An 11,414-nucleotide genomic window follows, 5' to 3' on the forward strand; every position below is an offset into this window, starting at 1 on the left:
CCAGGTCTCGACAAGCTCGACCAGCGATGGCGTGAGGTCCTCTCACTAGGTCTCGACAAGCTCGACCAGCGGTGGCGTCAGGTCGGATCGCGGGGTCTCGACGAGCTCGACCAGCGGGGCTGGGTCAGACGGCCTTGTCCAGGAACGCCTCGAGCAGCGAGCGGGGGAGCGGGAACGGCGCCAGGCCGTCCGAGCCGTGCTGGGTGGGTTGCGCCCACCGGGTCGGTGCGTCCGCGGGCGTCGTCCCCAACGACACGACCTGGTCATGCAGGCGCTCCATGTCGACGTCGAGCTGGTTGGCCACGTCGGCGGCCTGCTTGAGCTCGCCCACGAGTGCGGTCGGCACGGCGCCGTCGTACTTGTAGAAGATCTTGTGCTCGAGGCTGGCCCAGAAGTCCATCGCCACTGTGCGGATCTGCACCTCGACCGTGACCGGCTGCACCCGGTCGGACATGAACACGGGGATCGCGACGATCAGGTGCAGGCTCCTGTACCCGTTCGACTTGGGTTCTGTGATGTAGTCCTTGACCTGCAGAACGGTGATGTCGCGCTGGCCGGTGAGCATCTCGAGCACCCGGTAGGTGTCCGAGATGAAGCTGCAGGTGATGCGGATGCCCGCGATGTCCTGGATGTTGTCCCGGATGCCCTCGAGGTCAAGCGGGTAACCCTTGCGGTTGGCCTTCTGGAGGATCCCCTCCGGCGACTTGAGCCGGTGGCTGACATGCTCGATCGGGCTGTAGTCGTGGATCGCGCTGAACTCCTCCTTGAGAATGTTGACCTTGGTCATCATCTCGTCGGTCGCGAACTTGTACGACATCATGAACCGGGTGAGTTCGGTCCGGATCTGTTGGAGGTCGCTGGGCCATTCGAGATCCTGGTCGGTCACGAGCGCTCCCCTGTCAACGATGGCCCCACGAGTGCGCGTGGCCACCTCGAGTCTGCCACCCCCCGCATCGGCACTCGCTGGGAGCGCGCTGCGAGCGGGGGTGGCGACTGGATGGGTGCCTGCCGGGCTCAGCCCCGCAACCAGGCGGTGGTGTCACCGGGCAGCGTGCGCCCGATCAGGGCAGCGCTGGACAGCAGCACATCGCCGGCCGGCAGCTCCACGGGCTGGTCGCCGGTGTTGGCGACCACAATCACACCCTGGTTGCGGAAGACGAGAACGTCATCACTCGGCGAGGACAGCCACTGAACCGAGCCGAGGCCGAGGTTGTTCTGGCGGCGAAGCGCCAGGGCGTCCGTGTAGAGCTCGAGGGTCGATCCCGCAACACCGGCCTGCGCGTCACGGGCCAGCTCCGCCCACTCGGCGGGCTGGGGCAGCCAACTCTTCGCGCTCGGCCCGAAGCCGTACGACGGGGACGCGCCTTCCCACGGGATCGGCACGCGGCAGCCGTCGCGGCCGTAGCGCTCCCCGTTGGTGCGGAACCAGGTGGGGTCCTCCCGCGACGAGTCAGGCAGGTGGATGACCTCAGGCAGTCCGAGTTCCTCGCCCTGGTAGATGTAGCTGGAGCCGGGCAGGGAGAGCATCAGGGCGGATGCGGCGCGAGCTCGACGCAGCCCGACCACGGTGTCCGGCAGGCCGACGGTGTTCGGTCCGATGCCGTGGCCCTGCAGGTTGTCGGCGGTGAGCGCGAGCCTGGACGCGTGCCGCACGACGTCGTGGTTGGAGAGCACCCAGGTGCTCGGCGCCCCCACGGCGCTGAACGCGGCCAGCGAGTCGTCGATCACGCGGTGCAGAGCCTCGGCCTGCCACGAGGTTTCCAGGTAGGCGAAGTTGAAGGCCTGGTGCATCTCGTCCGGCCGCACCCACTGCGCCACCCGGTAGAGCGGGTCGACCCAGGCTTCGGCGGCCAGGATGCGGTCACCCTTGTATTCGTCCAGCACGAGACGCCAGTCGCGGTAGATGTCGTGCACGCCGTCCTGGGCCCAGTACGGGGCGCCCGCGACGGGCTCGGCCACGACGCCGGGCTCGAGCGCGGTTGTCGCGCCGCCCATGCTGCCGCCGTCGGCGGGCGGGGTGTAGTCCGGCAGGCCCTTGGCCTTGATCATGCCGTGGGCCACATCCACCCGGAAGCCGTCGACGCCGCGGTCCAGCCAGAACCGGAGCACGTCACGGAACTCGGTGCGCACCCATTCGTTGTCCCAGTCGAAGTCGGGCTGGGTGGTGTCGAAGAGGTGTAGGTACCACTGGCCGGGCGCACCGTCGGGATCGGTCGTGCGGGTCCAGGCGTTGCCGCCGAACACGGATTCCCAGTTGTTCGGGGGACGCTCGCCGTTCTCGCCGAGGCCGTCACGGAAGATGTAGTGAGCGCGTTCGTCGCTGCCGGGGCCGGCGGCCAGGGCGGCCTTGAACCACGGGTGGTCGCTGGAGGAGTGGTTGGGCACGATGTCGACGATCACGCGGATGCCCAGGGCGTGCGCGACGGCCTGCATCTCGTCGTAGTCGGACAGGGTGCCGAACAGCGGGTCGACGTCGCAGTAGTCGGACACGTCGTAGCCGGCGTCGCGCTGCGGCGAGGTGTAGAAGGGCGACAGCCAGATGGCGTCCACCCCCAACTGGGCCAGCTGCGGCAGGCGCGACCGGATGCCGGCGAGGTCGCCCATGCCGTCGCCGTTGGCGTCAGCGAACGACCGCGGGTAGATCTGATAAATAACGGCGGTACGCCACCACTCTGTGCCTGTCATGTCGAAAAGACTACGGCATTCCACATTGCATGCAAGCGTTTCCACAAACCGAGCCCGTGCGGAACGCTCGTTAACTATTGATAACCACAGACCGGGTTGCCAATCGTTCAAATGGCAGGTATACCTGTAACCGCTTGCACAATTGTCAATGTTGATCATGAAAGGCACACCAATGATGGTGAAGAAGAATGGCTTGCTCGCCGCCGGCGCAATAGCCGTCGCCGCGTCCCTGGCCCTGGCCGGCTGCGCGGCTGGTTCGAACTCGAGCGGCACCACATCGGATGCCGACTCCAGCACACTGACCGTGTGGGTGGATGCCGACCGCGCCGCCGTGTTGAAGGACGCTGCCGCGGCCTTCACCAAGGAGTCCGGTGTCAAGGTCAAGCTGGTCCAGAAGGACTTCGCAAAGATCCAGGAAGAGTTCATCGCTCAGGTGCCCACCGGCAAGGGCCCGGACATCACGATCGCCGCGCACGACTGGCTCGGCAACTTCGTGAGCAACGGCGTGGTTCAGCCCGTCGAGCTCGGCGACACCGCGGCCGACTACCAGCAGGTCGCCGTTACCGCCATGAGCTACGAGGGCAAGACCTACGGCGTGCCGTACTCCATCGAGAACATCGCGCTGCTCCGTAACACCGCGCTGGCACCCACCGCGCCGGCCACCTTCGACGACATGACCGCCGCCGGCGTCGCCGCCGGAACCGAGTTCCCCTACCTCGTGCAGATCGGCCCCGAGGCCGACCCGTACCACCTGTACCCGTTCCAGACCTCGTTCGGCGCTCCGGTCTTCGGCACCAACGCGGACGGCAGCTACAACCCCGACGACCTCACCGTGGGCAACGCCGGTGGCGAAGCCTTCGCAACCTGGCTGGCCTCCGAAGGCGCAGCAGGCCGGATGAGCGTCAACCTCACCGGTGACATCGCCAAGGAGAAGTTCTTCGCCGGCGCGTCGCCGTTCCTGCTCACCGGGCCGTGGAACGTGCCGGACGCGCAGGCCGCGGGCATCGACCTCTCCATCGACGCCGTACCGTCGGCCGGCGGCCAGGCCGCCCAGCCCTTCGTGGGTGTGCAGGGCTTCATGGTCAGCGCGAAGACCAAGAACGCCATCGCCGCCAACGAGTTCCTGGTGAACTACATCGGCAGTGAAGACGTGCAGACCGCGCTCTACGACGTCGGTGGACGCCCGCCGGCACTGACCGCCGCGTTCGAGTCCGCCAGCTCCGACCCGATCACCGCCGGATTCGGTGCCGTCGGCGCCTCCGCCGTGCCGATGCCCAACATTCCGCAGATGGGCAAGGTCTGGCAGTTCTGGGGCGTCACCGAGGCTGCGATCATCAGCAACCAGGGTGACCCCGTGCAGCTGTGGCAGAAGATGACCGCGGACATCGCGGCCGCCATCCAGTAACACGCACCACCTGGCACTACCGGGTGCGCCCGGCCCCTCAGGGCCGGGCGCACCATCCGCAGCACCGCACGCAACTCCGCCGGCAGGCGCGCTAGAGAGCAGACAATGATGACTACCCCCGGAACCGAGCGCGATCGGGCCCAAATCGTCGCCGCCAAGAAAGAGCGGCAGGCGAGCCGCATCGCGGAGGCCGCATCCGCCGGCATCAAGGTGCTGCTGGTCAAGGTGTTGCTGCTCGGCATCGTCGACGCGATCAGCGTTTACGCGCTTTTTGTGCTCTTCATCAAGCAGGACTGGCTGGTCTTCAGCCTGGTGCTGCTGGTCACGATCGTCGTGAACTGGGTCTACTTCCGCGTCAAGGGGCTGCCGGCCAAGTACCTCGCCCCCGGACTTATCTTCCTGCTCATCTTCCAGATCTTCGTCGTCGGATACTCCGGCTACATCGCCTTCACCAACTACGGCACCGGCCACAACAGCAACAAAGAAGACGCTGTCAACTCGCTGATCCTCTCCTCGCAAGAGCGGGTGCCGGATTCGCCCAGCTACGCCCTCACCGTGCTCGAACAGGCCGGCGCTTACAGCTTCCTGGTCACCGACCCCGACGGCGAAATCAGTGTCGGCAACCCGGACTCGCCACTGACCGAGGTCAGCGACGCCGAAACGGCTGCCTCCGGCCAGGCCATCGGCCTGCCCGGCTACACCGCGCTGAACTTCGCCGAGATCGTGGACAACCAGGAGGCCATCGCCGCCCTGGCCGTGCCCGTCTCCGACGACCCCAATGACGGCAGCCTCCGCACCCCCGACGGTTCCGCCGCCTACCTCTATCTCTCCGACCTGGTCTACGACGAGGCCGCCGGCACCATGAGCGACGCCAGCACCGGTGTCGTCTACACCGAAGACCCCTCCCAGGGCTCGTTCGTCGCCGAGGACGGCGCCGACCTGCAGCCCGGCTGGAAGGTCGAGGTGGGCCTGGCCAACTTCGCCAAGGCCTTCGGCACCGACTCCATCCGCGGCCCGCTGATCAGCGTGACCCTGTGGACCTTCGCCTTCGCGTTCCTCTCGGTGGCCACGACGTTCGCCCTCGGCCTGTTCCTGGCGATCGTCTTCAACGACCTGCGGATGCGCGGCCGGAACGTCTACAGGGTCGTGATGATCCTGCCCTACGCCTTCCCCGCCTTCCTCTCCGCCCTGGTCTGGGCCGGCATGCTCAACCCGCAGTTCGGTTTCATCAACCAGGTCCTGTTCGGTGGGGCAGAGATCCCCTGGCTGACCAACGAGTGGCTGGCCAAGTTCAGCATCATCTTCGTCAACCTCTGGTTGGGCTTCCCGTACATGTTCCTGGTCTGCACCGGGGCGCTGCAGTCCATCCCCGGCGAGCTGCAGGAAGCGGCCACTGTGGACGGCGCCCGGCCCTGGCAGGTGTTCAGGCTGATCAAGCTGCCGCTGCTGCTCGTCTCGGTCTCGCCGCTGCTGATCGCCTCGTTCGCGTTCAACTTCAACAACTTCAACCTCATCTACATGCTCACCAACGGCGGGCCGCGTGACGTGACGGCGGGGGTGAACGTCGGCGCCACCGACATCCTGATCTCGATGGTCTACAAGGTGGCCTTCGTCGGCGCCAACCGCGACTACGGGCTGGCGAGCGCGTTCTCGATCCTGATCTTCGTTCTGGTCGCGCTCGTGTCGATCATCAGCTTCAGACAGACCAAGGCACTAGAGGAGTTGAACTGAGATGGCGACAACGACTATCGCAGCCCCGAGCGGCACGGACTTCATTCCGGTGAGGCACCCGTTCAACTTCGGCAGCTGGTTCCGCGCCACCGGCTGGCGTCACCTGGTCGGTGCCGTCATGGTGATCTTCTCCGCCTTTCCGCTGCTCTACGTGCTCTCGGCGTCGCTGCACCCCGGCGGAACCCTGATCACCGCGAACGGCCTGTTCAGCCAGATCGACATCGGCAGCTACGTCACCCTGTTCAACCTGCCGCAGCAGCCGTACGCGGCCTGGTACGGCAACACCCTGCTGATCGGCGGCATCACCTCCGCCGGCACCGTGTTCCTCGGCGCCCTGGCCGCGTACTCCTTCTCCCGGATGCGTTTCACCGGCCGTCGCGCCGGCCTGCTGATGCTCGTGCTGGTGCAGATGTTCCCGCAGCTGCTGGCCGTCGTGGCGATCTTCCTGCTGCTCAACGGCATCTCGGACATCTTCCCGGCGATCGGCCTAGACACCCAGATCGGCCTGATCATGGTGTACCTCGGCGGCGCGCTCGGCGTGAACACCTATCTGATGTACGGCTTCTTCAACACGATCCCGGCCTCCATCGACGAGGCCGCCAAGCTCGACGGCGCCGGCCACGCCCGGATCTTCTTCACCATCATCCTTCGGCTGGTCGCGCCCATCCTCGCGGTGGTCGGGCTGCTGTCATTCGTGGGCACCACCAACGAGTTCGTGATCGCAAGCATCGTGCTGATCACCCCGGAGAAGCAGACCCTCGCGGTGGGCCTGTACCAGTTCGTGTCGCAGGAGTTCTCGAGCAACTACTCGGTCTTCGCGGCCGGTGCCGTGCTCGCGGCCCTGCCCGTGATGGCGCTGTTCCTCTGGCTGCAGAAGTACATCGTGGGCGGCCTGACGGCCGGATCGGTCAAGTAACTTACCCGATGCTCCCGCACCACCCGCTCCCGTTCCACCTGCTTCCGCACCATGACGGCTCGCCGCTGTATGTCTCCACCCAGGCGCCGGTGCTCGGCGGCATCGTCACCGTGCGGTTGCGCATCCCGCTCGCGTTCGGTGACGTGGCGATGGTGCGCACCCGCTCCAATCCCGACCAGGAACCGCGCTTCGGCGACGCCCGGCCGCTCGGCAGCGCCGGGGAATTCGAGGCCGGCTACGCCTGGTGGGCCGCCGACCTGGTGGTGGGGAACCCGGTACACGGCTACAGGTTTTTGCTCAGCATGGCCGACGGCGCGCACTGGTGGTTGAACGCGAGCGGGCTGCACGACATCGAAACCCTCGACTCGGAGGACTTCAAGCTCGTGGCCCATCCGGCCCCGCCGGACTGGGCGGCGACCAGCGTGATGTACCAGGTCTTCCCCGACCGGTTCGCCCGGTCTGCCGCCGCCGAGCACCGCAAGGCGCCGGACTGGGCGATGCCCGCCGAGTGGGACGACGCCGTCGACCAGCTCCAGCCGGGCCGGTCGCACCAGTTCTACGGCGGCGACCTCGACGGCATCACCGAGCACCTCGACCACCTCGAGCGTCTTGGCGTGACCCTGCTCTACCTCACCCCGGTGTTCCCCGGCGGCTCCAACCACCGCTACGACGCGGCCGGCTTCACCGAGGTCGACCCGTTGCTCGGCGGCGACACGGCGCTGATCCGGCTCGTCACGGCCGCCCACGCCCGCGGGCTCAAGGTGATCGGCGACCTGACCGCCAACCACTCCGGTGACGGCCACGAGTGGTTCCAGGCCGCTCACCTCACCCCGGCGGCTCCGGAGAGCGCCTTCTACTACTGGCTCGACCCCGAGCAGCGCGACTACATGTCCTGGCTGGGCGTGCCCGAGCTGCCCAAGTTCAACTGGAGCTCGGCCGAGCTCCGCCGCCGGTTCATCGACGGACCCGACTCGGTGGTCGCACGGTGGCTCGAGGCGCCGTACAACCTGGACGGTTGGCGCATCGACGTGGCGAACATGACCGGCAGGCTCGGCGACGAAGATCTCAATGCCGACGTGCGTCAGACCATCCGCCGCACCATGATCGAGGTGAACCCCGACACCATCCTGCTCGGCGAATTCACCAACGACGCCTCGGCCGACTTCCAGGGCGACGCTTGGCACGGCGCGATGACCTACGCCAACTTCACCCGGCCGCTCTGGGCCTGGCTCTGCCGGCCCGACCCGGTTCCGTCCTTCTTCGGGCTGCCGCTCGGCAGTATCCCGGCGCACACCGGCGAGCAGTTCCACCGGGCGCACACCCGGTTCGCCGCCGGCTTCCCCTGGCGCACCCGGCTGGCCACCATGAACGCCCTGGACACCCACGACACGGCCCGGTTCCGCACGCACGCCGACGCCGCGACTGTGCCGGTGGCCGTGGGCCTCTCGGTGACCCTGCCGGGCATCCCTGTGGTCTTCGCCGGCGACGAGTTCGGCCTCGTCGGCGTCGACGGCGAACACTCCCGCACGCCGATGCCGTGGGGGAGCGCGGCCGAGCCGGACGTCGCCGCGACCATCGACCTGTATTCGACGCTGATCGGCCTCCGCCGCGGCCATGAGGCCCTCAGCACGGGCGGGCTGCGCTGGCTGCACGTGGGAGAGGACGCGCTCGTCTACGTGCGCGAGACCGAGCAGGAGTCGGTGCTGCTGCTGGCGACCCGGGCCGCCGCCGAAGTGACCCTGCCGGGCTGGGTGCTGCCCGTCGGCGGGCTCACCGGCGAGCTGCGGCCCGAGACCGGAACGGCTGCCTGCACGGTGTCCGCCGCGGGCGTCCGGCTGGTCGCCCCCGGCGCATCCTTCACCGCCTGGGCGCTGCCCGGCGTCACAATCGGCCCGGATGCCCGCCCTGTGTCGCCGACGGGTCTCGCGAGGTGATAATGTTTACCGGTTGCCAAAAGCACGGTTCAACTTCAGAAGTTTGAAGTTTTGCCCCCTTAGCTCATTGGTAGAGCACTTCCTTGGTAAGGAAGAGGTAGTGGGTCCGATTCCCACAGGGGGCTCAGGCTTGAGAGCTAGGCTCTGAAAGTCTAAGGCGGGGTAGCTCAGTTGGTTAGAGCACACGGCTCATAATCGTGGTGTCGCGGGTTCAATTCCCGCTCCCGCTACACACGGCCCGAACTTCTCACGAAGATTCGGGCCTTTTCTTTGCCCGTCCTGGCCCGTCAGCGGGTGGTTTCAGCGCATCGTATTGGGTGCACACCGCGATATGCACAGGGTTTCTGACTCTTTCCCCCGTGGGGAGCAGAAGGCCCTGATATAAGGAAATAGTGCGATTCAAAGGACGGAATCGGCCACAGGGTCCTTATATGCGACCGTTTTCCTAATTGGGCGCTCGGGTCCCGAACCGCACCGCCACCAGGGGCTACCGGCGCCCGGCGCCGAGCCACTCCGCGCGGGGCGTCAACAGCACGGGATCGGGGCGGTCGGCATCCGTCGTCAGGTCGACCCGGTGCCCCTCGGTCGCGGCGCGCTGCAGGGACTCCATGGCATCGAGCACGTGCAAGGCGAGCTCGCCGGTGGCGCGGGCGTTGTGCCGGGGCAGTGTGCGGATCAGGTCGAGGAGGCCGATGCCGCGGGCGCCGTCGACGTAGCCGGCCAGCAGGTCGAGCAGGTGGAAGCCGCCATCGTTCAGGCGCCGGTGGCTGGTGGGGCCGTCGAAGGTGTTCGGGTCGCCGACGCAGAGGGTGCCCTCTGTGCCGTGCACCTCGATCGGCGATGCCACGGTGGCTGTGCAGTCACAGCTCATCGTGATCGTCGACAGAGCGCCGCTGACGTGTTCGAGCACCCCGGTGACGTGGGTGTCGACGAAGACCGGGATGCTTTCGCCGGCCCGCGGCCCTGCGCGGATGACCCGGTGATCCTGCGGCCTGCTGGACGCGCCGGTCACCGATCGGATCGGACCGAGCAGGTGGATCAGCGCAGCGATGTAGTACGGGCCCATGTCGAAGAGCGGGTCGCCGCCCTCGCGGTAGTAGAAGTCCGGGTTGGGGTGCCAGAGTTCGTGCCCGGCGGTGACCATGACCGCTGACGCCGCGACGGGGTGGCCGATCAGGCCGTTGTCGATCGCGGCCCTGGCGGTCTGGATACCGGTGCCGAGCACGGTGTCGGGCGCGGACCCGACCCGCACGCCCGCGTGCGCTGCGGCCTCGAGGATGCTGCGGCCCTTGGCCAGGGTCACCGCCAGCGGCTTCTCGCCGTAGACCTGCTTGCCCTGGTTGATGGCCCCGGCCGCGATCTCGGCGTGCGCGGCCGGGGTGGTGAGGTTGAGCACGGTGTCGACGTCGTCACTGGCAAGCAGATCGGCCACCGTCATCGCGCGGGCGGCCGGCAGTGCGGCCGCCACCGTTCGTGCGCGGCCTGGATCCAGATCGGCCACGGCCGTGATGACCACGGCGTCACTGGCCGCCAGCGTCTCGAGGTAGGCGGCGGAGATGACGCCGAGGCCCACGATGCCCAGTCAATGCGGTGTCACTTCTCGGCTGGTATGCGATTCGCGCACAGCATGCCCCTCTCGATGATGGTGCGAACGGACGGATCCTCGAGCACATCCAGGCTGTGCCCCGGCGTCGTCACGACAATGCGGGCGCGGCCCCACTGCCGGGTCCAGACGGCCGGCGACGTCACCGGCCGGTGCCACGGCTGCCATGCCTGCGCCGGATGCGTTGTGGTCGCGAGCACGTCGCAGAGATCATCGTGCAGCACCCAGTATGGCTCGGTCGTGAGGCTGAAGTCCGCCAGGCCCGCGGTGACCGGATGCTTACGGCCCGCTTTCGTTACGCTGACCAGGTACTCCAGGTAGTTCTCCTCGTCGCCGCCCACCCGCAGCTCCGGGGCAGTGGCTATTCTTTCGTGCACCCGATCCTGGGCGGTCCGTCGGAGGTGACCAGCGTCGACAGCACTCCGGTGCTTCCGTTCGGGCACGGGCTGAGCTACACCACCTTCGACCGCACCGGATTGACGGCCGACACCGAGGTCGCGGCCGGCGGCACGTTCTCGGCGAGTGTGCGCATCCGCAACACCGGCGGGCGGGCCGGCACCGACCTCGTGCAGCTTTACGCGCGGGATGTGCACGCCAGCGTCACCCGGCCTGTCGCTCAGTTGCTCGGGTACCACCGCCTGACGCTCGAGCCCGGCGACGAGGCCGTGGTGCGCTTCGAGGTTCCGACGGCCCGGCTGGCGTTCACCGGCCTGCGGCACGAGCGCATCGTCGAACCCGGCCGGGTGGACCTGTGGGTCGGTGGTTCGTGCGCGGACAAGCAGACCGAGACCGGCATCACCATCACCGGGGCCGTGCACCGGGTGACCCTGGCGGATGGCCGCCTGGTGTTGAGCACGGCCGAGCGGATGGCGGAGCCGTCGCGGGGGACCGAGCCGGTGCCGGTTTAGCGGCGACGGCCGCGTGGTTACGGTCTAGTGGCGATGGCCGGGTGGCTGCTGCGCCGCGCGTGGTTGCTGCGCCGCGCGTGGTTGGGTGCGCCGCGCGAGGTAGGCGGGGCAAGCGCCGGTAGGCGGGTGGCGCGCCACCCGCCTAGCGGCGCCTAGCCCGCCCGGCGCGAAATGGCCTCACGGACGGATGCCGCCGCGCTCAACGATGCCGCGCTCGGCGAGGAGCCCTCGG

The 11,414-nt window shown here is 67.8% G+C and carries 8 protein-coding genes, 2 tRNA genes and 1 pseudogene; 7 read left to right on the forward strand and 4 right to left on the reverse strand.

The window, feature by feature from the left end:
* Nucleotides 1-124: 124 nt before the first annotated feature.
* The gene (locus tag BJQ95_RS01240) at nucleotides 125-886 is read right to left on the reverse strand and encodes a GTP pyrophosphokinase family protein (protein ID WP_240694663.1); all 762 of its coding nucleotides are present in this window, start codon (nucleotides 884-886) and stop codon (nucleotides 125-127) included.
* A gap of 128 nt (nucleotides 887-1,014) precedes the next feature.
* On the reverse strand, nucleotides 1,015-2,685 hold the full coding sequence (locus BJQ95_RS01245) for a glycoside hydrolase family 13 protein (protein WP_130177023.1): 1,671 nt from the start codon (nucleotides 2,683-2,685) through the stop codon (nucleotides 1,015-1,017).
* Between the two features lie 172 nt (nucleotides 2,686-2,857).
* Between BJQ95_RS01245 and BJQ95_RS01250 the strand changes: the two genes are divergently transcribed.
* The 6 genes from BJQ95_RS01250 to BJQ95_RS01275 all read left to right on the forward strand — a co-directional run bounded on the left by BJQ95_RS01250 (nucleotide 2,858) and on the right by BJQ95_RS01275 (nucleotide 8,901).
* On the forward strand, nucleotides 2,858-4,090 hold the full coding sequence (locus BJQ95_RS01250; protein WP_130177051.1) for a maltose ABC transporter substrate-binding protein: 1,233 nt from the start codon (nucleotides 2,858-2,860) through the stop codon (nucleotides 4,088-4,090).
* A 105-nt stretch (nucleotides 4,091-4,195) separates the two neighbouring features.
* Nucleotides 4,196-5,821 (forward strand): ABC transporter permease subunit, encoded by a 1,626-nt coding sequence (locus BJQ95_RS01255; protein WP_130177024.1) that lies wholly within the window; start codon nucleotides 4,196-4,198, stop codon nucleotides 5,819-5,821.
* 1 nt (nucleotide 5,822) lies between these two features.
* Entirely contained in the window at nucleotides 5,823-6,737 is a 915-nt protein-coding gene (locus BJQ95_RS01260; RefSeq protein WP_130177025.1) for a sugar ABC transporter permease, read from the forward strand.
* 8 nt (nucleotides 6,738-6,745) lie between these two features.
* A complete protein-coding gene (locus BJQ95_RS01265) occupies nucleotides 6,746-8,671 on the forward strand; it encodes a glycoside hydrolase family 13 protein (protein ID WP_130177026.1) in 1,926 nt (641 codons plus the stop codon).
* 53 nt (nucleotides 8,672-8,724) lie between these two features.
* A tRNA-Thr gene (locus BJQ95_RS01270) sits at nucleotides 8,725-8,796 on the forward strand.
* A 31-nt stretch (nucleotides 8,797-8,827) separates the two neighbouring features.
* Nucleotides 8,828-8,901, forward strand: a tRNA-Met gene (locus BJQ95_RS01275).
* Nucleotides 8,902-9,158: 257 nt separating this feature from the next.
* On the opposite strand, the gene BJQ95_RS01280 is transcribed toward BJQ95_RS01275, so the two are convergent.
* A complete protein-coding gene (locus tag BJQ95_RS01280) occupies nucleotides 9,159-10,253 on the reverse strand; it encodes a Gfo/Idh/MocA family protein (protein WP_205750077.1) in 1,095 nt (364 codons plus the stop codon).
* Between the two features lie 11 nt (nucleotides 10,254-10,264).
* Nucleotides 10,265-10,717 (reverse strand): ThuA domain-containing protein, encoded by a 453-nt coding sequence (locus tag BJQ95_RS01285; RefSeq protein WP_370688355.1) that lies wholly within the window; start codon nucleotides 10,715-10,717, stop codon nucleotides 10,265-10,267.
* Between BJQ95_RS01285 and BJQ95_RS01290 the strand changes: the two are divergent.
* Nucleotides 10,637-11,182 (forward strand): annotated as a pseudogene (locus BJQ95_RS01290) (fibronectin type III-like domain-contianing protein); the annotation flags it as partial. The gene BJQ95_RS01285 and the pseudogene BJQ95_RS01290 overlap by 81 nt on opposite strands.
* Nucleotides 11,183-11,414: the final 232 nt, after the last annotated feature.

The sequence above is a fragment of the Cryobacterium sp. SO1 genome (genome assembly GCF_004210215.2).
Taxonomy (GTDB): domain Bacteria; phylum Actinomycetota; class Actinomycetes; order Actinomycetales; family Microbacteriaceae; genus Cryobacterium.